At 66.3% G+C, this 23269-nt stretch carries 22 protein-coding genes; 8 read left to right on the forward strand and 14 right to left on the reverse strand.

Going from position 1 to position 23269, the window contains the following annotated elements; genetic code table 11:
* Positions 1-61 precede the first annotated feature (61 nt).
* The 4 genes from ACQR0Z_RS12705 to ACQR0Z_RS12720 form a co-directional block, all read right to left on the reverse strand.
* A complete protein-coding gene (locus ACQR0Z_RS12705) occupies positions 62-1141 on the reverse strand; it encodes a BMP family ABC transporter substrate-binding protein (RefSeq protein WP_009028379.1) in 1080 nt (359 codons plus the stop codon).
* 81 nt (positions 1142-1222) lie between these two features.
* Positions 1223-2140: an ABC transporter permease gene (locus tag ACQR0Z_RS12710; protein WP_434918836.1), complete on the reverse strand. Its 918-nt coding sequence runs from the start codon at positions 2138-2140 to the stop codon at positions 1223-1225.
* Positions 2127-3218: an ABC transporter permease gene (locus ACQR0Z_RS12715; RefSeq protein WP_434918837.1), complete on the reverse strand. Its 1092-nt coding sequence runs from the start codon at positions 3216-3218 to the stop codon at positions 2127-2129. Before ACQR0Z_RS12715 ends, ACQR0Z_RS12710 begins: the two co-directional genes overlap by 14 nt.
* Positions 3202-4770: an ABC transporter ATP-binding protein gene (locus ACQR0Z_RS12720; RefSeq protein WP_434918838.1), complete on the reverse strand. Its 1569-nt coding sequence runs from the start codon at positions 4768-4770 to the stop codon at positions 3202-3204. The genes ACQR0Z_RS12715 and ACQR0Z_RS12720 overlap by 17 nt, the downstream gene beginning before the upstream one ends.
* 562 nt (positions 4771-5332) lie before the next feature.
* Here ACQR0Z_RS12720 and ACQR0Z_RS12725 point away from each other — a divergent pair.
* Positions 5333-6454: a hypothetical protein gene (locus tag ACQR0Z_RS12725; protein ID WP_434918839.1), complete on the forward strand. Its 1122-nt coding sequence runs from the start codon at positions 5333-5335 to the stop codon at positions 6452-6454.
* 58 nt (positions 6455-6512) lie between these two features.
* On the opposite strand, the gene ACQR0Z_RS12730 is transcribed toward ACQR0Z_RS12725, so the two are convergent.
* A complete protein-coding gene (locus tag ACQR0Z_RS12730) occupies positions 6513-7031 on the reverse strand; it encodes a nucleoside deaminase (protein ID WP_434918840.1) in 519 nt (172 codons plus the stop codon).
* Between the two features lie 116 nt (positions 7032-7147).
* On the opposite strand from ACQR0Z_RS12730, the gene ACQR0Z_RS12735 reads away from it, so the two are divergent.
* The gene (locus tag ACQR0Z_RS12735) at positions 7148-8113 is read left to right on the forward strand and encodes a cation diffusion facilitator family transporter (protein WP_434918841.1); all 966 of its coding nucleotides are present in this window, start codon (positions 7148-7150) and stop codon (positions 8111-8113) included.
* 31 nt (positions 8114-8144) lie between these two features.
* Here ACQR0Z_RS12735 and ACQR0Z_RS12740 read toward each other — a convergent pair whose 3' ends face one another.
* Positions 8145-8384 (reverse strand): DUF378 domain-containing protein, encoded by a 240-nt coding sequence (locus ACQR0Z_RS12740; RefSeq protein WP_006612838.1) that lies wholly within the window; start codon positions 8382-8384, stop codon positions 8145-8147.
* A gap of 60 nt (positions 8385-8444) precedes the next feature.
* Positions 8445-9584, reverse strand: a complete 1140-nt coding sequence (locus tag ACQR0Z_RS12745; protein ID WP_434918842.1) for an MFS transporter — start codon at positions 9582-9584, stop codon at positions 8445-8447.
* A 191-nt stretch (positions 9585-9775) separates the two neighbouring features.
* Between ACQR0Z_RS12745 and ACQR0Z_RS12750 the strand changes: the two genes are divergently transcribed.
* Genes ACQR0Z_RS12750 through ACQR0Z_RS12765 form a run of 4 tightly spaced genes read left to right on the forward strand, consistent with a single transcriptional unit; the run spans position 9776 to position 13838 of the window.
* Positions 9776-10708 (forward strand): 2-dehydro-3-deoxygalactonokinase, encoded by a 933-nt coding sequence (locus ACQR0Z_RS12750; RefSeq protein ID WP_434918843.1) that lies wholly within the window; start codon positions 9776-9778, stop codon positions 10706-10708.
* Positions 10705-11346 carry a 2-dehydro-3-deoxy-6-phosphogalactonate aldolase gene (locus tag ACQR0Z_RS12755; protein WP_434918844.1) on the forward strand — a complete coding sequence of 214 codons (642 nt, stop codon included), beginning with the start codon at positions 10705-10707 and terminating at the stop codon, positions 11344-11346. The genes ACQR0Z_RS12750 and ACQR0Z_RS12755 overlap by 4 nt, the downstream gene beginning before the upstream one ends.
* A gap of 54 nt (positions 11347-11400) precedes the next feature.
* Positions 11401-11943, forward strand: a complete 543-nt coding sequence (locus ACQR0Z_RS12760; protein WP_434918845.1) for a MarR family winged helix-turn-helix transcriptional regulator — start codon at positions 11401-11403, stop codon at positions 11941-11943.
* Between the two features lie 8 nt (positions 11944-11951).
* Positions 11952-13838 (forward strand): FUSC family protein, encoded by a 1887-nt coding sequence (locus ACQR0Z_RS12765; RefSeq protein WP_434919302.1) that lies wholly within the window; start codon positions 11952-11954, stop codon positions 13836-13838.
* On the opposite strand, the gene ACQR0Z_RS12770 is transcribed toward ACQR0Z_RS12765, so the two are convergent.
* Positions 13835-16489 carry a flavin-containing monooxygenase gene (locus ACQR0Z_RS12770; protein ID WP_434918846.1) on the reverse strand — a complete coding sequence of 885 codons (2655 nt, stop codon included), beginning with the start codon at positions 16487-16489 and terminating at the stop codon, positions 13835-13837. The genes ACQR0Z_RS12765 and ACQR0Z_RS12770 overlap by 4 nt on opposite strands.
* 288 nt (positions 16490-16777) lie before the next feature.
* Between ACQR0Z_RS12770 and serA the strand changes: the two genes are divergently transcribed.
* Both serA and ACQR0Z_RS12780 read left to right on the forward strand, forming a co-directional pair.
* Entirely contained in the window at positions 16778-18025 is a 1248-nt protein-coding gene (serA, locus tag ACQR0Z_RS12775) for a phosphoglycerate dehydrogenase (protein ID WP_434918847.1), read from the forward strand.
* Positions 18026-18044: 19 nt separating this feature from the next.
* Positions 18045-18524 (forward strand): TOBE domain-containing protein, encoded by a 480-nt coding sequence (locus tag ACQR0Z_RS12780; RefSeq protein ID WP_434918848.1) that lies wholly within the window; start codon positions 18045-18047, stop codon positions 18522-18524.
* Here ACQR0Z_RS12780 and ACQR0Z_RS12785 read toward each other — a convergent pair.
* The 6 genes from ACQR0Z_RS12785 to modA form a co-directional block, all read right to left on the reverse strand.
* Positions 18433-18855 carry a winged helix-turn-helix domain-containing protein gene (locus ACQR0Z_RS12785; RefSeq protein WP_434918849.1) on the reverse strand — a complete coding sequence of 141 codons (423 nt, stop codon included), beginning with the start codon at positions 18853-18855 and terminating at the stop codon, positions 18433-18435. The genes ACQR0Z_RS12780 and ACQR0Z_RS12785 overlap by 92 nt on opposite strands.
* Positions 18852-19442: a DUF2478 domain-containing protein gene (locus ACQR0Z_RS12790; RefSeq protein ID WP_434918850.1), complete on the reverse strand. Its 591-nt coding sequence runs from the start codon at positions 19440-19442 to the stop codon at positions 18852-18854. The genes ACQR0Z_RS12785 and ACQR0Z_RS12790 overlap by 4 nt, the downstream gene beginning before the upstream one ends.
* 11 nt (positions 19443-19453) lie before the next feature.
* Positions 19454-20314, reverse strand: a complete 861-nt coding sequence (locus ACQR0Z_RS12795; protein ID WP_434918851.1) for a xanthine dehydrogenase — start codon at positions 20312-20314, stop codon at positions 19454-19456.
* A 209-nt stretch (positions 20315-20523) separates the two neighbouring features.
* Positions 20524-21618 (reverse strand): molybdenum ABC transporter ATP-binding protein, encoded by a 1095-nt coding sequence (gene modC / locus ACQR0Z_RS12800; protein ID WP_434918852.1) that lies wholly within the window; start codon positions 21616-21618, stop codon positions 20524-20526.
* Entirely contained in the window at positions 21615-22304 is a 690-nt protein-coding gene (gene modB, locus ACQR0Z_RS12805; protein WP_434918853.1) for a molybdate ABC transporter permease subunit, read from the reverse strand. Before modB ends, modC begins: the two co-directional genes overlap by 4 nt.
* A gap of 29 nt (positions 22305-22333) precedes the next feature.
* Complete coding sequence (modA, locus tag ACQR0Z_RS12810) at positions 22334-23101, reverse strand: molybdate ABC transporter substrate-binding protein (RefSeq protein ID WP_434918854.1); 768 nt, start codon at positions 23099-23101, stop codon at positions 22334-22336.
* Positions 23102-23269 lie beyond the last annotated feature (168 nt).

Raw genomic sequence — 23269 nt, forward strand, 5'->3', positions numbered from 1 at the left:
GTGCGATAGTGAAACTCTCTCCCCGCACGCGGGGAGAGAGTTGATGGACGGAGCGGAGCGACTACTTGCCCGGCAGCTTGTCGTCGACGCCCTTGACGTAGAAGTTCATGCCGAGGATCTGGCCGTCGGCGAGATGGTCGCCACCCTTGCACTCGACCTCCTTGCCGTCCTGCGCCACGATCGGGCACTTGAACGGATGCAGCTTGCCGGAGGTGATCGCGGCCTGGGTCTCCTCGGCCATCTTCTTCACGTCGTCGGGCATGTTGGTGTAGGGCGCCATCTCGAACATCTTGGAGTCGAGGCCGCCCCAGGTGTCCTCCGACTTCCAGGTGCCGTCGAGCTCGGCCTTGACGCGGGCGATGTAGTAGGGGCCCCAGGTGTCGAGGATCGAGGTCAGCTGCGCCTTGGGGCCGAACTTGATCATCTCGGAATCCTGGCCGAAGGCGAGCTTACCGCGCTCGGCCGCGACCTGCATCGCCGCCGGGCTGTCGGTGTGCTGCATGATGATGTCGGCGCCCTGGTCGAGCAGCGCCTTGGCGGCATCGGCCTCCTTGCCGGGATCAAACCAGGTGTTGACCCAGATGATCTTGACCTTGATGTTCGGATTGATCGACTGCGCGCCGAGCATGGTGGCGTTGATGCCGGAGACGACCTCGGGGATCGGGAACGAGCCGATATAGCCGAGCACGCCGGCCTTCGACATCTTCGCCGCGATCTGGCCCTGGATGTAGCGGCCCTGGTACCAGCGGCCCGAATAGGTCGACATGTTCTTGTCGCGCTTGTAGCCGGTGGCGTGCTCGAAATGCACGTTCGGGTACTTCTTGGCGACCTTCAGGGTCGGGTCCATGTAGCCGAACGAGGTCGTGAAGATCAGCTTGTTGCCGGCGCGGACGAGCTGCTCGATGGCGCGCTCGGAGTCCGGCCCCTCCGGCACGTTCTCGAGATAGGTGGTCTCGATCTTGTCGCCGAGCTCCTTGACCAGCGCCTGCCGGCCGAGCTCGTGCTGATACGTCCAGCCGAGATCACCGATCGGGCCGAGATAGATGAAGCCGACCTTCAGCTTGTCGGCGGCATGCGCGACGCCGGCGATGCTCCCCGCCAGCACCAGCGCGGCGGCCGCACCCAGAAGCCTTTTCATCATGGTCAATCTCTCCAAACAGTCAGGGGAAAAACCGGTGGTCCCGAGCGCCGCGCCCCATCGCAGGCGCCCGGGATGAAGTCTCTAGCGATCGGGCACGAACACCGTGCCAAGGGCGGCCGGCGCCGTCGAGCCGCCGGTGCGGGCGCGCGACAGCAGCACCAGCACGATCACGGTGGCGAGATAAGGCAGCGCCGACATGAACTGCGAGGGAATGCCGACGCCCGCGCCTTGCGCATGCAGCTGCAGGATCGTCACCGCGCCGAACAGATAGGCGCCGATCACCAGGCGGCCGGGCCGCCAGGATGCGAACACGACCAGCGCCAGCGCGATCCAGCCGCGGCCCGCGGTCATGCCGGGAATGAAGAAGGGCGTATAGGCGAGCGGCAAATAGGCGCCGGCGAGGCCGGCACAGCCGCCGCCGAACAGCACGGCCAGCAGGCGGATGCGCAGCACGGGATAGCCGAGCGCGTGCGCGGAGACGTGATTGTCGCCGCAGGCGCGCAGCACGAGGCCGGCGCGGGTGCGATACAGGAACCACCAGACGGCGACGATCAAGATGAGCGACAGATAGACGAAGGCGTCCTCGCCGAACAGGATGCGGCCGACCAGCGGGATATCGGTCAGACCGGGGATGGCGAGTTTCGGTGCGGTGGTGATGCGTTCGCCGACGAAGCGGGCGCCGATCAGGCCGGACAGGCCGATGCCGAGGATGGTCAGCGCGAGGCCGGTCGCCACCTGGTTGACGGCAAGGCCGAGCGTCATGAAAGCGAAGATCAGCGACATCAGCATGCCCGCTACGATGCCGCAGAGCGCACCGATGATGATCGACCCCGACATCCACGCGCCGGCGAAGCCGCAGGCGGCGCCGACTATCATCATGCCCTCGACGCCGAGGTTGAGGACTCCGGCGCGCTCGGTCACCAGCTCCCCGGTGGCTGCCAGCAGCAGTGGCGTCGATGCGGCGAGCACCGACAGGATGATGGCTTCAACGAGCAGCACTTTGCACCTGCCGTGCGGCGGAAACGAGCTTGAAGCGATAGAGGATGAGCGAGTCGCAGGCGAGCACGTAGAACAGCAGAATGCCCTGGAACACCTTTGTGACGTCGAGCGGAATCTTCATCGTGATCTGGGCCTGCTCTCCGCCGATGAACGTCAAGGCGAGGAAAAGCCCTGCAATGAGTATTCCAACCGGGTTCAGCCGGCCGAGGAAGGCCACGATGATCGCGGTAAAGCCATAGCCGGGCGAGATGCCGGGTTGCAGATGCCCGATCGGTCCGGCGACCTCGATGATGCCCGCGAGGCGGGCCAGGGCGCCCGAGACGGCGAAGGTCAGGAGGATGAGCTGATTGGCATTAAAGCCGCCGAAGCGCGCCGCGCGCGGCGCGACGCCGACGACGCGGATCTCAAAACCCTTGATGGTGCGGTCGAGCAGCACGAAGGCGCAGGCGACCACGACAAGCGCGATGATGCTGCCGAGATGCAGGCGGCCGCCCTCGATCAGCACCGGCACGGTCGCGACCGGATCGAACTCGGCCGTGGTCGGGAAGTTGAAGCCGGCCGGATCACGCCAGGGCCCGCGGACGAGATAGTCGAGCAGGAGGTCGGCGACATAGACCAGCATCAGGCTGGTGAGGATTTCGCTCGCGCCGAACTTCACCCGGCACAGCGCCGGGATCAGCGCATAGAGTGCGCCGGCGCCGGCGCCGGCGACCAGCATCGCCGGCAGCACCCAGGCGCCGGCGTCCGTGCCCTGCGTCTTCACCGCGATCCAGCTGCCGGCGACCGCGCCGATCAGGAACTGGCCTTCGGCGCCGATGTTCCAGGCATTGGCGAGGTAGCACAGCGACAGGCCGATCGCGATCATCACCAAAGGTGTCGCCTTCACCGCGATCTCCTGCAGCGAATAGCCGTCGGTCAGCGGCGCGATGAAGTAGACGCCGAGCGCGGTGAGCGGGTTCTTGCCGAGGATGGCGAACAGCACGCTCATGGTGACGAGCGTCAGCCCGATCGCAATCAGGGGCGACACCAGCGCGATGATGCGCGAGCGCTCGGCGCGCTTCTCAAGCACCAACTGCATGCGCGGCCTCCTTCTGGTCGAGACTGGCGCCGCCCATCAGCAGGCCGAGCTTCTCGCGGGTGGCGTCCGCGCGAGGCAGCGCTTCCGAGAGATGGCCGTGGAACATCACCGCGATACGATCGGCGATTTCGATGAGTTCGTCGAGATCCTGGCTGGTGACGAGCACTGCGGCGCCCGCGCTGGCGAGATCGATCAGCGCCTGGCGGATGATCGCCGCAGCGCCGGCATCGACGCCCCAGGTCGGCTGGTTGACGACGAGCACGGCCGGCCCGCGCAGGATCTCGCGGCCGACGACGAACTTCTGCAGATTGCCGCCGGACAGACTGGCGGCTTCCGGATCGCGCTTGGCCTTGCGGACGTCGAATGTCTCGGTGGTGCGATCGACGGTGCGCAAGGTGGCAGCGGCGTTGATGAAGCCGTGGCGGACCATGTCGCTGGCGGCGTGGCCGGTGAGCAGCGCATTTTCCGACAACTTCATGCGTGGCGCGGTGCCGTGGCCGAGCCGCTCCTCCGGGACGAAAGCCGCGCCCATCTTGCGCCGCTGCGTGATGGAGAGATGGCCGCAGGCGAGGCCGTCGATGATGATCGTGCCGGGCTCCTTGACGAGGCGTTCGCCGGACAGCGCCGCGAACAACTCGTCCTGGCCGTTGCCGGCAACGCCGGCGATGCCGAGGATCTCGCCGCCCTTCAGCTCGAAGGAGATGTTCTGCAGACGGACGCCGTGCAATTCGGCAGGCGCAAGCGTCAGATCATTGACGACGAGGCGCGGCACGGTGGTGCGCCGCTCGGCTGGAGGCTTCACCTCCTTGATCTCGGTGCCGACCATCATGCGGGCCAGGGACGCCGCGGTCTCGAGCTTCGGATTTGTGGTCGCGACCTTCCTGCCGCCGCGCAGGATGGTGGCGGTGTCGCAGAGCCGCTTCACCTCGTCGAGCTTGTGGCTGATGTAGAGGATGGCGCGGCCCTCAGCCTTCAGCCGCTCCAGCACCACGAACAACTGGTCCGCCTCCTGCGGCGTCAGCACGGCGGTGGGCTCATCCAGGATCAGGAATTTCGGGTTCTGCATCAGCGCGCGCACGATCTCGATGCGCTGGCGCTCGCCGACCGACAATTGCCAGACCTCGCGCTTCGGATCGAGCGGCAGGCCGTAGTCGCGCGCGACGTCGGCAAGCCGCGCCGAGATCGCCTTGAACGGCTCCTTGCCGTCGAGCCCGAGCGCGACGTTCTCGGCGACGGTGAGGTTGTCGAACAGCGAGAAATGCTGGAACACCATGCCGATCCCCAGCGAGCGCGCTTCCGCGGGCCCGGACAGCTTGATCGGCGTGCCTTGCCAGAGCAACTGGCCCGCGCTCGGTTGGACGAGCCCGTAGATGGTCTTGACCAGGGTCGACTTGCCCGCGCCGTTCTCGCCCAGCAGCGCGTGGATCTCGCTCGGGACAATCTCGATGTCGATGCGGTCATTGGCGAGAAAGTCGCCGTAGCGCTTGGTCAGTCCGACCGTCTGCAACAGCGGATGCGAGGTCTGAGGAGTGGCCGGCGCGGGGTCAAGCATGTGCGTTTGGACAGAAATGGAACTGCCTCAATTGTGAGCTAATTTGCGGCGGCGCGTAAGAGCCGAAAAGCGCCAACCTGTGCTCAACTCTTGCCCAGCACAGCCACGACTTGGGGGGGGGGGGGCGAGAGCCAAGTTGCAGCATCCATTGCCCGCAACTTTCCACGCGGGCGGTCCGAACTAACATGTGGCACTTTTGCGACAGTCGTTGAAATTACACCGGGCCGCAGCATCCTGCCCGTTGGATGAGCAGCGTCATGTCATGAGCGTGGGAGACCTGAGCTCGCGAGGCAAGGCGGGCGCAAAGGTCGCAAATCCGGCGCTGCCGCGTTTCGGAAAAACTCAGCAATGTGAAGCGCGAAGATCGGATTCCGCCGCGATTGCCGCGCGGCGAATCGTCTCACGCCCCGCGGGCAGGTCGGCCGCGACGTGGTTCAACAAGGCGGAACTTTGGTCAAACCGCGAGCAAGGCCTGGAGAAAGTTGAGGCTTCTCGGACCTCAGGAACGGCGCAACTGTGCAAGGCAAGTCGGGAATCGGCGCTGTTAACTGGGGGTGTTGAAATGTCGTTTCGTCAATCCATCGTGGCTGCCATTGCGCTCGGCGCGGCCGCGCTGACTTCGGTCGGTGTCGCCGGCGCCGCCGATCTGCCGGCCAAGGCCATCGCCAAGAAGGCGCCGGCCGACGTGCCGTTCTTTCTCGTCGTCGACAACCGCGTCAGCTACTCCTACATCTTCAACGCGGTTCAGCCGGGCGCGTGGAGCGTGAAGCCCAACGGCGGCTTCGACCCGAACACGGCCAAGCAGGTCTACTCGTTCACCCATTTCGACGTCTGGGGCTACGGCACCAACTTCTTCACCATCTCGCTGTTCAAGTCTGACCACAACGACCCGGCCGGGCCATGCACGCAGACCGGCGGCATCGTCTCGCCCAATGCCGGCTTCGCGTTCACGCCGGCGACCTGCGCCGGCGCCACCGAGATCTATGGCCTGTTCCGCTCGACCTTCGGCTGGAACCAGATCTTCAACACCAAGGCCTTCACGGTTGGCCCGCTGCAGAACATCTCGTTCGAAGTGGGCATGGATGCCAACACCGAGAACCGCTATTTCGGCGCCGCCAAGCGTGACGTCGTCGCCGGTCTGCAGTTCGCGTTCAACCTGCCCTACAAGGGCTATTTCAACGTCGCGCCACTGATGTACTGGGAGTTCGCTAACCACAATTCCTTCACGCAGTGTGGTGCGGGCTGGTCGAATCCCTGCATCGTCGACGGCAACACCAAGTTCAAGCCGACCTGGGCGGTCGAGACCAACTACTACATGGATCTTGGCTTCCTGCCGGAGAGCATGCAGTTCTTCTCGATTTCGGGCCGCGCTGGCTGGTATGGCAAGAAGGGCACCGACGCCGAGCCGCTGCCGGCCAGTGTCGCCAACGGCGTCTATCCGACGAAGATCGAGTTCAACTCCGAGCCGATCCGCCTGACGCTGGATGCGTCCAAGGCGATGTGGGGCGACAAGTACAGCCACATGGTCGATGTCTGGGTCGCCTATCGCTACTGGCAGAACAAGTTCGGCCTCGACCACAACAATGCTGTCGGTTGCTCGGTCGCCGGGGCTGGGGGCAATCGTGTCAGCACGGGCGCTTGCACCGAGTCGTCGCTTTACTCGGGTGTGACCGTCAAGTTCTGATCGACTGTCGATCTTCTGAGCGCCGCGGCAATCGTCGCGGCGTTCTCCTTCTGAGAGATCATTTGTCCCAGACGCCGACGTGGAGCGCGGCCGCCTCGTTCTCCAGCAGCGGCCCGACGACCTCCGTGGCGCGCTGCCCGCTGGCGAACACGTCACGGCATGGCAGGTCGAGGGTCGGATTTTCCGGATGGTTGCCGGTGAAGTCGCGCAGCCGCCGCTCGCTCAGGCCATAGACGACACGGCCGATGCCAGCCCAGTAGATCGCGCCGGCGCACATCGCACAGGGTTCGGCCGAGGAATACAGCGTGGCTGCAGCCCGAGTCTCCGGTTCGAGCGAGGTGCAGGCCTGCGTCGCGACCAGCCGCTCGGCATGCGCGGTGGCATCTCGGGACGGCATGTAGCCGTTCTCGGCTTCGATCAGCACACGGCCGCCGGCGTCGACGAGAATGGCAGCGAAGGGGTGGTTGCCATGCGCCAGGGAGCGGCGCGCGACGGCAAAGCTGTGGCGGAGGAAATGCGCATCGCGTTCTTCTGCATCAGCAGGTCTGGTCTCGTCCGTTAGACTTTCGCCGCTCACAATCGACCCTCCGCTTTACCGTCCGATGCTGCGCCGTTCCGCCGGAACGCGCAAGGGAACCCGATGCGGCAAGGCCGCGTTCTCGCGGCGTCGACAACGGGACAAGCAGGCGGGCAATGGCGGCGAACACGGATTCGAAGGTCTCGGTGTACGCCGCACTCGCCGGGAATTTGCTCGTCGCCTGCACCAAGATCGCAGCCGCGGTCTGGACGGGCAGCTCGGCCATGATGAGCGAGGCCATCCACTCCGTGGTCGACACCTCGAACGAGCTCGTCCTGCTGTATGGCTTCTATCGCGCCGCCCGCCCGCCCGATCGAAAGCATCCGCTCGGCCATGGGCGCGAGCTGTACTTCTGGAGCTTCATCGTTGCGCTGCTGCTGTTTGCGCTCGGCGCTGGGGTCTCGCTGTATGAAGGCGTCGCGCATCTGATGCAGCCGGAGCCGATCGAGAGCCCCACGGTCAGTTATGTCGTGCTCGGCCTGTCCTTCATTTTCGAAGCAGGCTCCTGGGGGGTGGCGGTCAAGCGCTTTCGCGCCTCGGCCCCGGAGCTGTCCTACATCGAGGCGTTCCGGCGCAGCAAGGATCCGCCGGCCTTCATGGTGGTGTTCGAAGACAGTGCGGCACTGATCGGCATCGTCATCGCGGCTGCGGCGACCGCTGCGGCGGTGACGTTCGACGAGCCGGCCTGGGACGGCATCGGCTCGATCCTGATCGGGCTGGTGCTGGCCGGGACGTCCATCGTCCTCGCGCGTGAGAGCAAGAGCCTCCTGATCGGCGAGCCGGCGGATCCGGAGCTGGCAAGCTCGGTGCTGGAGATCGCACGGACGTCGGCAGGCGTGCGCGCGGCCAACGGCCTGCTCACGGTACAGCTGTCGCCGCAACAGGTCGTGGTCGCGCTCAGCATCGAGTTTGCCGATGAGCTGCGCGCCGACGATATCGAGCGCGCCGTCGTCGCGATCGAGACTGAGCTGCGTGCTCGCCATCCGGTCATCGCGACGCTGTTCGTGAAGCCGCAGACCGCTCATCGCTTCCGAGAGATGAGCGAGCGCGAGTTGGGGGGATCGGCGCCGGCCGAGACATGATCGTCCGTCGCCGGCGCACCATCCCCTGTGCTCAGCGATAGACGACGTCGCTGCGTGCCGACGACAGCCGCACCAGCATGCCGATCTGATAGATCGCCGAGAGTGCCACGAGGATGTAGACGATCCGTGCGATCGGAGACGAGGTCGCGGTCTCGGCGGCGCCGTTGCCGAAGATCGCGGTGACGAGATCGAAATCGAACAGGCCGACGAGGCCCCAGTTCAATCCTCCGACGATCACGAGGAGGAGTGTGATGATGTTGAGTGCGCGCATGGTTCTGCTCCTTGGCCAATGCATTTGATGCGGACCAAAGCGTCGCCTCGCGGCTCGTTCCTATTGCGGTGCCCTTGCGACCAACGGCGCGCTCGCGAGCACGATGACAAGCAGCGCGGCTAGTCCCCAGAACGCGGCCGTCAGGCTGGTGGCCGCCGCGACGAAGCCGATGCCGGCAGGGCCGAGCAGCACGCCGGAATAGCCGGCGGTGGTGACCGCCGCGACCGCAAGACCGACGGGCATCGCGGACTGTGCACCGGCCCGGCGGAACAGTACCGGGACGAGATTGGAGGCGCCCAGGCCGATCAGGGCGAAGCCGAACATCGCGGCGATGATGGAGGGAACGCTGAGCAGCACGACGAAACCGGCGATGGCCAGCACGCTTCCCCACAGCAATGTCGCGCGGTCGCCGATGCGCGCGACCACGGCATCACCTGCAAGGCGCCCGGCGGTCATGGCGATTGAGAACATGATGTAGCCGAGCCCGGCCTGCGCAGCCGGCAGGCGGCCGGAGCCGCTCAGCAGCAGTGCGCTCCAGTCGAGCATGGCGCCTTCGACCAGGAACATGATCGCGGCAAGCGCCGCCAGCAGCAGCACCGCGCCATGCGGCACGACAAGCAGGGGGCCGGCCTGCGCCGGCTTGCCGGCGAGGAGACGCGGCGTTGCGAGCACCATCGCGGCGAGCGCGAGCGTGGCGCAGGCGAGTGTGCCCGGCAGCGGGGCGACCTCGAGCGCCAGCAGTGCCGTCATCACGCCGGAACCGGCAAAGCCGCCGATACTGAATTGCGCATGAAAGCCGGACATCAGCGGCCGCTCGCTGAGCCGCTCCACCTCGATGGCCTGGATGTTCACGGAGACGTCGAGCGAGCCGAGCGCCGCGCCGAAGGCGAACAGCGCCAGCGCCAGCGAGACCGGGGTGGCGGCGATCGCGAGCGGAGGCAACAGGAGAGCGAGGGCAAAGCCGCTGACGATCACCACCGGCTTGCTGCCATAGCGCGCGCTCAGCACGCCCGCAGCCAGCATCGATGCCACCGAACCGACGCCAAGCGACAGCAGCAGCAGCCCGAGCGTGGCGTCGTCCACCGCCAGACGCTGCTTGGCGAACGGCACCAGCGGCGCCCAGCAGGCGATGCCGAAGCCGGCGACGAAGAAGGCGAGGCGGGTCGCGAGCTGCGCCGCGCGGGGGGCGGAGACTGTCATCGATGAGATCCGGCGGTGCGGGCGCGGGGCACGCGGGAGGGGATGAGCACGACGCCCCAGGGGAACGCGAGAGCTCGGGCGGCGTCGCGCGACCGCGATGTCACGCTTGTCGGCGGCCCATATCATGCCTATAGGGCTGGCGTCACCCACACCGACGTTTCGCGGTGTCGCAGCCCGGCCGACGAGGAACGATGAGCTCGGCAGATACGTCCCATGCGGCCTTCGTCGCCGTCGACTGGGGAACCTCCAGCTTCCGTGCCTGGCTGATGGCCGCGGACGGCACAGAGCTTGCGGAGACGCGCGGCAGCGAGGGCATGTTGCATTGTGCGACGTCAGGCTTTGCGCCGGTGCTGCACCATCATCTCCACAAGCTCGGCGCACCGGGCGACCTGCCCGTCCTGATCTGCGGCATGGCCGGCGCGCGGCAAGGCTGGGTCGAGGCGCCCTATCTGCACACGCCGACGCGGCTCGATGCTCTGCACGACGGTGCTGTCAGCGTGAACACGGACGGCGATGTCCGAATCCTGCCCGGACTCGCCCAGGCGCGCGCCGATCGGCCCGATGTCATGCGCGGCGAGGAGACGCAACTGCTCGGCGTCACCGAGCCCGCTTTCTCCGGCCTCGTCTGCATTCCCGGCACCCACAGCAAATGGATCCGGATCGAGGCCGGCGCCGTGGTCGAATTTGCGACCTACATGACAGGTGAGCTGTTCGCTGTGATCTCTCAGCACAGCATCCTGATGCACGCCGTCGAGCCCGGTGGCTCGCAGGCCGAGGACGGCGCCCCATTTCGCGCTGGACTCGCGACGGCTTTGGCGGCACCGACCGCCCTGACCGGCGCGCTGTTTCGGCTTCGCGCGGCACAACTGCTCGGTTTCGAGCAGCGTCCCGATGGCGCTGCCCGGCTGTCGGGTCTGCTGATCGGTCATGAGATCGCCGACGCCCGCGCGCAATTCGGCGCGGATCGTCCGCTCCGGTTGATCGGCTCCGGCCGACTTGGCGCTCTCTATCGCGGCGCGTTGAGCGCGGCCGGTTTCGATGTCGACGACTATGATGCCGAGCAGGCGTCACGCCGCGGACTGATCAAGGCCGCCGGGAAAATCTGGGGAGCGCGCTTCCGATGACACAATCCGTTGCCTGGCCGCCGGTGAAGCGGTCTCTCGTTGCGATCCTCCGCGGGATCAGGCCCGAGGAGTGCGAGGGCATTGTCGAGGTCCTGATCGAGGCCGGCTTCGAGATGATCGAGGTGCCGCTCAACTCGCCGGATCCGTTCGTCTCGATCGGACGCCTTGCCCGGCGGTTCGGCAATGACAGCCTGATCGGCGCGGGGACGGTCGTGAGTGCGCCGGATTGCGTGCGCGTCGCGGAGGCGGGCGGGCGGTTGATGGTCAGCCCGAATGTCGATGCGGAGGTGCTCGCGACCGCGCAGGCCTACGACATGGTGACCATGCCGGGCGTGTTCACGCCGACCGAAGCGTTTCTTGCGCTGCGCTGCGGCGCATCGGCCTTGAAGTATTTCCCGGCGTCCGTGCTCGGCCCGTCCGGCATCGCGGCCCAGCTCGCCGTGTTGCCGAAGGGCGTCGTAGTCGGAGCCGTCGGGGGCGTGTCCGAGAAGAATCTGGCCGGCTACGTTGCTGTCGGCGTGCGCGCATTCGGGCTTGGTTCGAGCCTGTACAAGCCCGGTATGCGGCCTGACGACGTCGGGGTCACGGCGCTGGCCTCGATCCGGGCCTATGACGACGCCCTGATGCAGCAAGCCTGATTCAGGCCGATCCGGCCGGTCTCCGGCTGGGCGAGCCGCTGACATATCGTCGGCATGCGCGGGAAGCAGAGCCGTTCCTCAGCCTTGACCCGCCAAAATGACTTGAATTCAAACGATTTGAGTTCAATCAATTGGCCGATGGCAACGTCTGACCCCACCGCGCGCCTGCGCTTCGGTTTTGCGCTCGTCGGCCTGGCCCGCCGGTGGCGGCGGGCGCTCGATGAGCGCATGGATGCGCTTGGATTGTCGGACGCGGCTTGGCCGCCGCTGGTGCACCTCGATCGGTCCGGCGACGGCATTACCCAGAACGAGCTCGCGGCCCGCTGCGGAATCGATGGATCGAGCCTCGTGCGGCTGCTCGACAAGCTCAGCGAGGGCGGGCTGATCGAGCGTCGGGTCTCCCCGACGGACCGCCGGTCGCGGCTGGTCTTTCTCACCACCAAGGGGCGGCGCGTGCTGACGTCCGTCTATCGCATCCTGCAGGATGCCGAGATCGCGATGCTGAGAGACATCAACGACAGGCAATTGCAATCGACCCTCGACGTCTTCGAGCGGATCGAGCGCCGCCTCGCCGATCCGGACGAAACCATATCATGACGTCGATCATGCCGCGGCTCGGCTTTGACGGTCCCAAGCTTGCGTTCGGTTTCAGGACCGCGATCGCAGCCTGTCTCGCGCTGGCCGCCGCCTGGCTGGCCGGGCTCGAACATCCGCAATGGTCGGCGATGACCGTGTGGGCGGCGTCGCAGCCGCTGCGCGGACACCTCCTGGAGAAGAGCGCGGCTCGGTTCGGCGGCACCGTGATCGGCGCCCTCTTCGGCATGATCTTGATGCGCGTCTCGCAGGGCGATCCCATCGTGCTCGTGATCGGGATCTCACTGTGGATCGGCGTGTGCGCCTTTGCCGGCAACCTCGTCCGCGGCTACGCATCCTATGCGGCGATGCTTTCGGGATATTCGGCCGCGATGGTGGCGCTGCTCGATTCGGCTCATCCCGAGCATGTGCTGGCCCTGGGTGCCGATCGCGTGCTGACGGTTTCCGTGGGCATCCTCGCGGCGTTGCTGATCGGGCTGCTGTTCGCCGCGCCGGGTGACGACATCTCGCTGCTGGAAAAGGCGCGGCTGCTCAGCGGGCGGCTGGCTGCCGACCTCATCGCGCGACGGCGCGGGGCGCCGGTCTCGGAAGATCGGCAGCAGTCGATCCTGTCGGATATTGCGACGCTCGAGGGCACGCTCGACCTGCACGGCGCCGGCTCGCGCAGGCGCCGAAGGCTGGTCCGGCAGATGCGCGCCCTGCTGTCGGCGCAGGTGTCCGCCGCGTTGTGGCTGCGCTCGGATGAAAGCCGCGCGATCGAAGCAACCGCGGGGGCCGCGGCGACGACGATGGAGACGTCCCCGGCCGCTGACCCCGCGGAGGCGCTCCAGCGGCTGTATGATGTTGAGGCCGCTACGGATCCGAACAGTGCACTGACGGCGGTCCTGGGCGAACTGAATGCAGCGACGAGACGTCTCGACGATCTCGACGGCTCTTCCGCCGCTGATCCACTGCTCCATCGCGAGTGGCTGCTGGCACGCCGCGCGATGGTCCGCGCCTTCGCCGCGATGTCGGCGACCGGCGTGATCTGGCTCGTGACCGGCTGGGAGATGGGCGGCTTCATGATGCTCGGGACCGCCATCATGCTCTCGATCTTCTCGACATTCGAGAATCCGGTCGCGACCCTGCGCCATGTGCTTGTCGGGCAAGTGATCGGTGCAATGCTCGGCCTGATCTGCCGATGGCTGGTCTGGCCATTTGCGGCTGGATCGTTCGGGCTGGTCGTGGCGATGGTCCCGTTCATCCTGCTTGGCGCGCCGCTCTACGCTCATCGCCGGACCGAGCGCATGGCGTTCGACATCAACATGGTGCTGCTGCTGATGCTGCAACCGGTGTGGCCGCAGACCATGAGCCTCGTGCATTCGCTGATGGCCAGTCTTGCCGTGGTTGTCGGACCGGTGGCCGCGCTGATCGCCTTTCGCCTGATCTACCCCGTCGACAGCCGTCGGCGGTACGAGGCGGTCAGATATTCGATGATCGACGATCTCGAACATCTCGCTGCGAGCGCCCTGCGACCGGACCGGCGCAAAACATGGCGCGCGCTGCTTCACCATCGCATCCTGCTCGCGACCTATTGGGGCGAGCGCGCATCCTACTCGCCGGCGCGCTTGGCCGAGGATGCGCTGGCCCTTCTGTATGTCGGCCAGGCGATCGAGCAACTCGGCGCGCTTGGCGCGCGCATGGCGTCGCCGCGCGCCCAGCGGCGCATCGCGGCGACGCTGGAGCGCTTGCACCGAGTCGGTGCGGATCCAGCACGCGCGGCGCGCGCCCTGCTGCACGCGGCCCATCGGCTGCCGGCCGAAACATCCGGCTGCTTACCGGCTCTGTGTCGTGCCGCGACCGCGCTTGCGGAAAGACCTGCAGCCTTCCGCAAGTCCGAAGGCCGGTGGTCGCGTTAGCTCGCGGCGGCGTTGATCTCCAGCGAACTGCTGTCGTCACCCGACTGTGTGAACGCCTGCAACGCCTCGGCCATCTGCATGCGGCCGCCGACGCCGGTGATGACCACGTCGACCATCGTGAAGGACGAGTGGAAGTGCCCGCGCGCCTTGAGCTGGCCGACCGGTACGCCCGCGGCAGCCAGCGCCTCGGCATAGGCGATGCCCTCATCACGCAGCGGATCGAATTCGCAGGTGACGATGTAGGCCGGCGGCAGCCCCTTCAGCTGACCGCGCAGCGGCGACACCCGCGGGTCGGTCCGGTCCGCCGGCGAGCAGTAGATGTCCCAGAACCAGAACATCAGCCCGCGTGTCAGGAAGTAGCCGGCCGCGTTCTCGGTGTAGGATGGACGATCGAAGCTGCAATCGGTGACCGGGCACACCAGCAGCTGGCCGCCGATGGCGGGCCCGCCGCGATCGCGCGCCAATTGGCAGGTGACGGCGGCGATGTTGCCGCCGGCGCTCCAGCCTGCGACCAGCACCGGGCCCTCGCGGCCGCCAAGCTCTGCGGCGTGCTCGGAGACCCACTTCGCCGCCGCGTAGCCGTCCTCGGCCGCCGCCGGGAAACGATGCTCGGGCGCGTGGCGATAGTTGACGCTGACGAAGATCATGTTGGAGCGGCGGCACATGTCGCGGCAGAACGGATCGTCCGACTGCTCGTCGCCGAGCACCCAGCCGCCGCCGTGGAAGTAAACGACGATCGGATGCGGGCCAGGCGTCGCCGGACGATACAGGCGGTAGGCGAGGGGACCCTCCGCGCCCGGCAGCGTGCCGTCCTTCACCTCGCCCACGGGGCGTCCGGGCGGCCGGGCCTTGTTGAACTCGGCGATGAAGTCGCGTGCACCTTGCGCGCCCATCGATTCGATCGGCGGCAGGTTCATCTCGGTGAGCATGTTCAGCACCAGCCGCACATCCGGCTGCAGCTTCACGATCTCGCCGTCGTTGCACTGGGTCGCGCCGTCCGGACCCGTGAGTTTGAAGCCGAGCATCCCGCGCTTCACGATCTCGTTGCAGATACCGCGATAGGGTCCGACGCCGCCGGTATACGGCATCAGGGTCTGCGGCTTGCCAGGCACGTTGGCGCCCGTGTACCAGGTGTTTGCGAGCCGGTGCAGCGTCACTGTGGAGCAGTCCGCCATGTGGCGCATCCAGCCGTTCTGCGCCGTCTCTGTGGGCTCGATGGTCGTAAAGCCGGCATCGCGCATTGCGGCCAGACGATCGACAACGAAGTCGACATGCTGCTCGATCGACACCGCCATGTTCGACAGCACCGAGGGGCTGCCGGGGCCTGTGATGAGGAACAGGTTCGGGAAGCCGGCGACCGTGAGACCGAGATAGGTCTCCGGGCCATTCGCCCAGCTGGCGTCGAGCGACTTGCCGCCGCGGCCCTTGATCGGATGAATCGCGCGGATCGCGCCGGTCATGGCATCGAAGCCGGTCGCGAACACGATGACGTCGACGTCGAAGCTGCGCTTGTCGGTCTTGATGGCGCCAGTGGTGATCGACGCGATCGGCTCCTTGCGTAGGTTCACCAGTGTCACGTTCGGGCGATTGAACGTCGCGTAGTAGTTGGTGTCGAGGCACGGACGCTTGGCACCGAAGGGGTGATCGTGGGGCGTAAGCGCTTCGGCGGTTTCGGGGTCCTTGACGATCTCGCGGATCTTCTCGCGGATGAGATCGGCGAGCAGGGCGTTGCCGTCGGCGTCGACGCCCTGGTCGGCCCAAAGCTGCGTCAGCATGCCGACGAGATCGCCGGATGCCCACATCTTCTCGAACCGCTCGCGGCGCTCGGCTTCGCTCAGCGCCCAGCTGAACTCGGTGGCCGGCGGGATAGGCACGCCGGTCATCGACCAGCGCGCCTGCTCGCGCAGGCCGGCGCGATCCTGTGCGAGCTGCGCGGCGCGATCGGCCGGCAGCGGGCCGTTGTGCGCGGGTAGCGCGAAGTTCGGCGTCCTTTGAAATACAGTCAGCTGCGCCGCCTGCTCAGCGATGATCGGGATCGACTGGATGGCGGACGAACCGGTGCCGATCACGGCGACGCGCTTGCCCCGGAGGTCGACGCCGTCATGCGGCCAGCGGCCGGTGAAATAGATCTCACCCTTGAAGTCGTGCACGCCGTCGATTTCCGGCGGCTTCGGCTGCGACAGGCAGCCGGTGGCCATGATGTAGTGGCGGCAGGACACGGCGGGGCCGTTGTCGGTCGTCAGCAGCCAGCGCTCTTGGCCTTCGTCCCAGGCGGCTCCGAGCACGCGGGTGCCGAAGCGGATGTCGCGGCGCAGGTCGTAGCGATCGGCGACGAAGCCGAGATAGCGCAGGATCTCCGGCTGGGTGGCGTATCTCTCCGACCATTGCCAGGCGGTTTCGAGCTCGGGATCGAAAGTGTAGCCGTAATCGACGGTCTGGATGTCGCAGCGCGCGCCGGGATAGCGGTTCCAATACCAGGTGCCGCCGACATCGTGGGCGGTATCGAGCGCCACGGCCGAGAAACCCGCCTTGCGCAGCCGATGCAGCAGGTACAATCCCGCAAATCCGGCGCCGACGACGGCAACGTCGACCGTCTGGGTTTCGCCCTGAGTCGATTCGTGCGTGCCTGCCTCGACCAACCCGTCTGACATGCTGACCTCCCGATGATTTTGTGATTGCCCGAAAGGCTAGCCTTGCTCGCAGGGTTTGTCAGCACACAAAACAACGATCTGCGGTTGTTGCGCCGCAAGAAGCGCATGAATTCGTTATGCCAGGCGCTGATTTTGCATCGCCGCTGAAAACGCCGTTGCGGAGTGGACAAGACCCTGAGAAAGCGACAGAAAGCGCTCGTGCCGCGTCGCATTCACCAAGTTTCAACGCATCGCGACTGTAACAACCGCTACACTACGCCACACCCACGACTGATTCAGGCCAGGCCCATGCCGCTCTCGCTGCCCAAGCAAAAGATCCGCGTTCTGCTCCTTGAGGGCGTGAACGATTCGGCTGTCCGCATGTTCGAGGCCAGCGGCTATACCGAGGTCGAACGGCTGCCCAAGGCGCTCGGCTCTGCGGAATTGAAGCGCATGCTGTCGGGCGTGCACATGCTCGGCATTCGCTCGCGGACCAATCTGACCGCCGATGTCTTGCAGGCGGCCGATCGCCTCATGGCGGTGGGCTGCTTCTCGGTCGGCACCAACCAGGTCGATCTCGATGCCGCCAAGCGGCTCGGCATCCCCGTGTTCAACGCGCCCTATTCGAATACGCGCAGCGTCGCCGAGCTGACGATCGCCGAGGTGGTGATGCTGATGCGGCGGATCTTCCCGCGCTCGGTGTCGGCGCATGCCGGCGGCTGGGACAAGTCGGCCAATGGCAGCCGCGAGGTGCGCGGCAAGACGCTCGGCATCATCGGCTACGGCAATATCGGCTCGCAGCTGTCGAACCTCGCCGAAGCGATGGGCATGCGGGTGATCTTCTTCGATCTCACCGACAAGCTGCGCCATGGCAATACCGAGCCGGTCGAGAGCCTGGACGAACTGCTGGCAACGAGCGACGTCGTCTCGCTGCACGTGCCCGAGACACCGGCGACCGCCAACATGATCGGCGAGCGCCAGATCCGGCACATGAAGGACGGCGCCTATCTGATCAACAATTCGCGTGGCACGGTGGTCGACATCGACGCGCTGGCGAGCGCGCTGCGCGAGGGCAAGCTCTCGGGCGCCGCCGTCGACGTGTTCCCGGTCGAGCCGGCCTCGAACGCCGATCCGTTCGTCTCGCCGCTGCAGGGCCTGCCCAACGTCATCCTGACCCCGCATGTCGGCGGCTCCACCGAGGAGGCGCAGGATCGCATCGGTGGCGAGGTCGCGCGCAAGCTGATCGACTATTCCGACGTTGGCTCGACCTTTGGTGCGGTGAACTTCCCGCAGGTGCAGTTGCCGGCGCGGCCGACGGGCACCCGCTTCATCCACGTCCACCGCAACGTCCCTGGCGTGCTGCGGCAGGTCAACGAGGCGGTGTCGCGGCACAACATCAACATCCTCGCGCAATATCTGCAGACCGATCCCGAAGTCGGTTATGTCGTGCTCGAAACCGACGTCGTCGGCGGCGAGGGCGAGGAGCTGTTGTCGGAGCTGCGCGCGGTCGAAGGCACGATCCGCGTGCGCGTGCTGTACGATCACGACCGGCCGTGAGCGGGGAAGGCTGACGTCGATGAGCGCTCAGTCCCCATCCTCGTCAGCCGTATCGATCGTCCTCTCCACGACGGTGCCGGCGCGGGTGCTGCGGCATGATCCGCAATACGGCATGTCGACCTTGTTCTTTGCTGACGGCGAATTGCGGGTGCCGATGGTCGACGCAGCCATCGATGCCGGCGTCTCGGTGACCATCGAGGCCCGCGACGTGTCAATCGCGCTGTCGCGGCCGATGGATGTCTCGATCACCAACCGGCTGCCCGGCCGGATCGAGGAGATCCTGCCGCTCGATCCGCCCTATGTGCGGGTCACCTTCGATCTCGGGACCACCAAGCTGCATGCGCTGGTGACCTTGGAGTCGGTCGAGCGGCTGGCGCTCGAGCCGGATCTCTCCGCCTGGGCGATGATCAAGAGCGTCGCGATCGGGCCCGGCGCGGTTCGGCCTTCGGAGCTGCCTCGGCCGCGCCGCTGGCCCGCTTCTGATAGCGAGGATCGGTAGCCTTCTGTAGTTCGCCAAGCGCTGCGGCCGTGGCCGTGCGCGTGCGCCGCTCCATCGAACCATACAGCGCGATCAGCCGCTCGCCGAACGGCGTGATCTCGGCGCCGCCGCCGCGGCGTCCGGGATGGGTCTCGAAGACGGGCGTTTCGAAGGTGCGGTTCAGCGCATCCACCATCAGCCAGCACTTGCGGTAGGATATGCCGCTCGCGCGCGCCGCGCCGAGGATCGAGCGTTCCTTGCGGATGAACTCGATCAGCTGCAGATCCTCAGGCGACAGCGTGCCGCCATTGCTGAAACTGATGGTCAATGCGATCTGAGCTTCGCGCTTCATCCCATTCCGATCCGCTCGCGTGAAGCGTCGATCATCTCATGGGCGCCTCGCGATGTCACCATCCTGCCGGACCACGTCTCGACCCAGCCGGGACTGCGCGCGATATCGACGGAGACGCACTCCGCGTACACGCCGGCAAAGGACGTCCACGCCTCCATCATCGCAGGCGAAACCGCGGTGATGATCGGAAGCCCGGCGGCGATGGCCGAGCCGAAGGCATCGGCCAAGCCGCTGCCGGCCGCCTCCTGCTTGCCGAACTTGCTGAGGATCACGACGTCGGTGCCGCGCGAGATCGACCGCTGCACGGCCGCGCAGGCGAGCGCCAGGCCTTCGGGATCGAGGTTGCAGGCCTGCGATCCCGGGCCGAGATCCTGCGAGATCGAGAATACGCTGTCGTCGTCGAGGCTGCGCAGCATCATGGCCTTGCACGGCTTGGACTTGTCGGCGCTGCTCTCGATCACACCGGCCACACGGACGCCGATCGTGCTCAGCCGCCCGGCAAGCTCGCCGAGCAGGTCCTGGATGACGCTGGAGGCTGCGCCCTGCAGCGCCACGATCCGACAGCTCTCGACGTCAGCTCTTCCCATCGCAGTTCTCCTCACACATTGGCGGAGACGCGGCCCGCCTTCCGACCGGTTTGCATGATCTGGTGAATGGCCGAGACGACGCTGGCCGCGATCGCCTGACCGCGCTCGTCAGTCCCGGTCCAGGCTGCGCCGCGGCCGCGCGGATCGATCTCGACCAGCTTGACGTTGGCAGGAACGCGCAGGCCGTCGCGCGCAATGCCGCGCAGCGCGCCGTCGAGCGGAGAGAGCACCGGGGTGCCGCCGAGCGAGCCGAGCTGCAGTCCCTTGTAGACGCGTGTGCCGACATCGAACGGGGTGTGCCAGATGGCGTCCTGGTTCGAATAGACGAAGCGCTCACGCCCGGCGCCGCCGAGGTCCCGCGCCCTGCCGTCGGCATGACGCGTGGAGCCCTCTGCCACGATCGCACCGGTCTCGCAGGGGTGCGTCTCGATCGCGATGTCGCAATTGTGCCCGACCGCGAAGCGCGGCCCGACGCCGACGGCAATGCCGGCGACGCCGCGCAGATCCGGCGTCATGACGTGCTTCTGCATGCGCGCATCGACGATGACCGAGGGATAACGGAAGGCGATGATGTCGGTGAGATGCATGGCCGTGACCGCAACATGGCCGGCTTCGCGAAGAATGCGGACGACGTCTGCGATGCTGTCGGCGCGGTTGCCGGTGATCCCGTCGACGTCGCGCGCCTCGCCGAACAGCACGTCATGAAAAGCCATGCCGCGCCGGATCACCGGCGGGAACGCATCGTGACAAAGCACGACCGCGAAGTGCGCGCGGCTCAGCTTTGCCGCGACGGCGGAGGCGATCTCGTTGGTGCCGAGGACCAGCGCAAGCGGCTTGGGCGCGTTCGGATGCCAGGTGACGGCGGTTGTCATGCTGATGACCTCGTGTTGCGAGATCGATTTAGCAAGCGCCGGGCCACATGGGCGAGGAGCGGCCAAGTCCCTTGTTACATTGATGAAACTCAAGAACGTCCAACGTGAGGTCATCTTTAGCTGTATTGTAAAAGATATAACATGAGATGCTATATTGTCGTGTATACAACACGACGCGCGATGTGGCCGACACGCCGGATCACGCAAGGTCAGGGCAGGGGATCTTCTCTGCGAACCAGGGCGGCGCCTTTGACCTGTGCGTAGACCGCAAGTCCGGCCTGCAGGCCGAGCTCGTTCCACGAACGCTGGGTCACGCGGGACAGCAGCCGCGCGCCGGCGCCGTCCTCACCGAGGCCGAGCAGGGCGGTGACGCGATGGTCCGACTGGCTGCGGATCTCGAGGATCTTCGCGCGCAGCACATTGACGATGGTGCTGCGGCTCGGCGCCTCCAGCGCGAGGCTGACGTCATCCGCGACGACGCGAAGCCGGCGGCGGGTCCCGGGCTGAAGCGTCTCGGCGGGGAGCAGGAACTGCCCGCCGGGGACGGCGAGGGTTGCCATCCCGTCCGCGGCATCCTGGCTGACGACAGTGGCATCGAGGCTCACGGCTGCGTCACGTGACAACGCGAGCGGCAGCGACAGATCGGCCTGAAGCTTGGACAGCGGCCCCGAAGCCAGGACCGTCCCGCTCCGCATCAGCACCAACTGATCGGCGAGCCGCTCGACTTCGGCGATGTCGTGGCTGATATAGAGGATCGGCAAGTCAAGCGCAGCATGCAGCCGCTCCAGATAGGGCAGGATCTCGTCCTTGGTCATCTGGTCGAGCGCAGACAGCGGCTCATCCATCAGCAAGAGCTTCGGCTGGCTGAGCAGCGCGCGGCCGATCGCTACGCGCTGGCGCTCGCCGCCCGAGAGATGCCGCGGCGAGCGGTCGAGCAGCCTGCCGATGCCGAGCAGCGCGACGACCTCGTCAAAGCCGATCGCGGTGGTACCTGTCTCGCCGGGATGGCCGTACATCAGGTTGCGCCGGACCGAGAGGTGCGGAAACAGATTGGCTTCCTGGAACACATAGCCGATCGGCCGCCGATGCACGGGACGAAAGTGCTTCTCGTCCTGCCAGACATCGCCGGCGACGGAGCACAGCCCGTCCAGACGATTGAGCCCGGCAATGCAGCGCATCACCGCCGTCTTGCCGCAGCCGGATGGGCCGAAGATTGCCGTGACGCCGCGGGCCGGCACCTCGAAACGCGCGTTCAGCTCGAAGCGTCCGAGCGGGCCGCTGAAGTCGACCTTGACGGTGCTCATGATGCGCTTTTCGTCATCTTCTTCTCGATCAGCATCATCGTGAGAATGACGGCAAACGAGAACACGACCATGCCGAGCGCGAGCACCGAGGCCTCGGCCCATTGCGACGTCTCGACATAGTCGTAGATCGCGACCGACAGCACTTTCGTCTTGCCGGGGATGCTGCCGCCGATCATCAGCACGACGCCGAACTCGCCCACGGTGTGGGCGAAGCCGAGGATCGCGCCGGTGAGGAAGCCGGGGCTCGCCAGCGGTACGGCGATGGTCCAGAACGCGCGCCAGGGTGAGGCGCGCAAGGTAGCCGCAGCTTCCATGGGCTTCTCACCCATCGCCTCGAAGGCGTTGCGGATCGGCTGCACCACGAAGGGCATCGAGAACAGCACCGAGCCGATGACGAGACCCGGGAAGGTGAAAGCGAGCGTACGCGCGCCCCACAGCGAGGCCAACGCGCCGCCGGGACCGCTCGGGCCCAGCGCGACCAGCAGGTAGAAGCCGAGAACGGTCGGCGGCAGCACCAGCGGAATGGCCACCAGCGCGGCCACGGCCTCTTTCCACCACGCCCGCGAGCACGCCAGCCACCACGCGATCGGCGTGCCCACAATCATCAGGATGACGGTCGTGAGCGCCGCGAGTTCGAGGGTCAGCCGGATCGGTTGCCAGATATCGGCCGAGACGTGGAGGTTCATCCGTGGCTTTTCATCGATGCTGGACGTGCTCAGGAGCCGGATTTCGGATCCAGAGCATAGCCGAACTTCTCGATGACCGCACGCGCTTCCGGCGTCTTGAGGAAGGCGAGGAATGCGACGGCCGCCTCGTTGCTGGCCGAGGCCTTCAGCAGCACGGCATCCTGGCGGATTTCGCTATAGAGATTCTGCGGCACCAGCCAGCGCGACCCGCCGGCATTCGGCATCAACTGCGACAGCGCAACGAAGCCGACTTCTGCATTCCCGGTGTCGACGAACTGGAACGCCTGCGAGATCGTGTTGCCCTGGACGATCTTGGGCTGGATCGTCTCGTAGAGCTTCAGCGCCTTCAGTGTCTCGACGGCGGCTGCGCCGTAAGGCGCGGCTGCGGGATTGGCGATCGACAGCTTGTTGAACGCGTTCGCCTTGAGCGTCTCCTCGCCCTTCACCGTGTTCGCGTCCTTGCTCCACAGCACGAGCTTGCCGATCGCATAGGTGAAGCGGCTCTCGGGCACGCCGAACCCTTCATCGATCAGCTTCTTCGGCCTTTCGTCGTCAGCCGAGAGCAGGATGGCGAACGGCGCGCTCTCCTTGATCTGGGTGTAGAACTGCCCGGACGCGCCGAAGCTGAGCACCAGCTCATGTCCGGTCTTCGCCTTGAACAGGCCCGCGATTTCCTTGGCCGGCTCGGTAAAGTTGGCGGCGACCGCAACGTTGGCACTGCCGGCGAAGGCATGCGTGCCGGCCAGAAGGGTAACCGCCGCGCAGACAGCGGCCGTAACGAAGCGCATCGATCTCATCACTTTGTCCTTGTTCACACCCACGCGAAGGGCTTGGTTCGGTGGTTTGCAAGTCCCGTTCCGACGCACCGGCCGGTGCTGACGCTATGCTATATCCGTTTGGATACATGAAAAATAGACAGCTCGGCCGGTTCCCGTCAACCCGAGGGCTGCCTCGGGTCGACGCGG

It is taken from the genome of Bradyrhizobium sp. HKCCYLS3077 (genome assembly GCF_051167555.1).
In the GTDB taxonomy this organism is placed as follows: domain Bacteria; phylum Pseudomonadota; class Alphaproteobacteria; order Rhizobiales; family Xanthobacteraceae; genus Bradyrhizobium.

What these genes read in the sequence shown, in the direction of transcription:
- ACQR0Z_RS12705 (WP_009028379.1), bottom strand. Translation starts at nt 1,141, where the DNA reads ATGATGAAAAGGCTTCTGGGTGCGGCCGCCGCGCTGGTGCTGGCGGGG.
- ACQR0Z_RS12715 (WP_434918837.1), bottom strand. Translation starts at nt 3,218, where the DNA reads ATGCAGTTGGTGCTTGAGAAGCGCGCCGAGCGCTCGCGCATCATCGCG.
- ACQR0Z_RS12720 (WP_434918838.1), bottom strand. Translation starts at nt 4,770, where the DNA reads ATGCTTGACCCCGCGCCGGCCACTCCTCAGACCTCGCATCCGCTGTTG.
- ACQR0Z_RS12725 (WP_434918839.1), top strand. Translation starts at nt 5,333, where the DNA reads ATGTCGTTTCGTCAATCCATCGTGGCTGCCATTGCGCTCGGCGCGGCC.
- ACQR0Z_RS12735 (WP_434918841.1), top strand. Translation starts at nt 7,148, where the DNA reads ATGGCGGCGAACACGGATTCGAAGGTCTCGGTGTACGCCGCACTCGCC.
- ACQR0Z_RS12740 (WP_006612838.1), bottom strand. Translation starts at nt 8,384, where the DNA reads ATGCGCGCACTCAACATCATCACACTCCTCCTCGTGATCGTCGGAGGA.
- ACQR0Z_RS12745 (WP_434918842.1), bottom strand. Translation starts at nt 9,584, where the DNA reads ATGACAGTCTCCGCCCCCCGCGCGGCGCAGCTCGCGACCCGCCTCGCC.
- ACQR0Z_RS12750 (WP_434918843.1), top strand. Translation starts at nt 9,776, where the DNA reads ATGAGCTCGGCAGATACGTCCCATGCGGCCTTCGTCGCCGTCGACTGG.
- ACQR0Z_RS12755 (WP_434918844.1), top strand. Translation starts at nt 10,705, where the DNA reads ATGACACAATCCGTTGCCTGGCCGCCGGTGAAGCGGTCTCTCGTTGCG.
- ACQR0Z_RS12760 (WP_434918845.1), top strand. Translation starts at nt 11,401, where the DNA reads ATGCGCGGGAAGCAGAGCCGTTCCTCAGCCTTGACCCGCCAAAATGAC.
- ACQR0Z_RS12765 (WP_434919302.1), top strand. Translation starts at nt 11,952, where the DNA reads ATGCCGCGGCTCGGCTTTGACGGTCCCAAGCTTGCGTTCGGTTTCAGG.
- ACQR0Z_RS12770 (WP_434918846.1), bottom strand. Translation starts at nt 16,489, where the DNA reads ATGTCAGACGGGTTGGTCGAGGCAGGCACGCACGAATCGACTCAGGGC.
- serA (WP_434918847.1), top strand. Translation starts at nt 16,778, where the DNA reads ATGCCGCTCTCGCTGCCCAAGCAAAAGATCCGCGTTCTGCTCCTTGAG.
- ACQR0Z_RS12780 (WP_434918848.1), top strand. Translation starts at nt 18,045, where the DNA reads ATGAGCGCTCAGTCCCCATCCTCGTCAGCCGTATCGATCGTCCTCTCC.
- ACQR0Z_RS12785 (WP_434918849.1), bottom strand. Translation starts at nt 18,855, where the DNA reads ATGAAGCGCGAAGCTCAGATCGCATTGACCATCAGTTTCAGCAATGGC.
- ACQR0Z_RS12790 (WP_434918850.1), bottom strand. Translation starts at nt 19,442, where the DNA reads ATGGGAAGAGCTGACGTCGAGAGCTGTCGGATCGTGGCGCTGCAGGGC.
- ACQR0Z_RS12795 (WP_434918851.1), bottom strand. Translation starts at nt 20,314, where the DNA reads ATGACAACCGCCGTCACCTGGCATCCGAACGCGCCCAAGCCGCTTGCG.
- modC (WP_434918852.1), bottom strand. Translation starts at nt 21,618, where the DNA reads ATGAGCACCGTCAAGGTCGACTTCAGCGGCCCGCTCGGACGCTTCGAG.
- modB (WP_434918853.1), bottom strand. Translation starts at nt 22,304, where the DNA reads ATGAACCTCCACGTCTCGGCCGATATCTGGCAACCGATCCGGCTGACC.
- modA (WP_434918854.1), bottom strand. Translation starts at nt 23,101, where the DNA reads ATGAGATCGATGCGCTTCGTTACGGCCGCTGTCTGCGCGGCGGTTACC.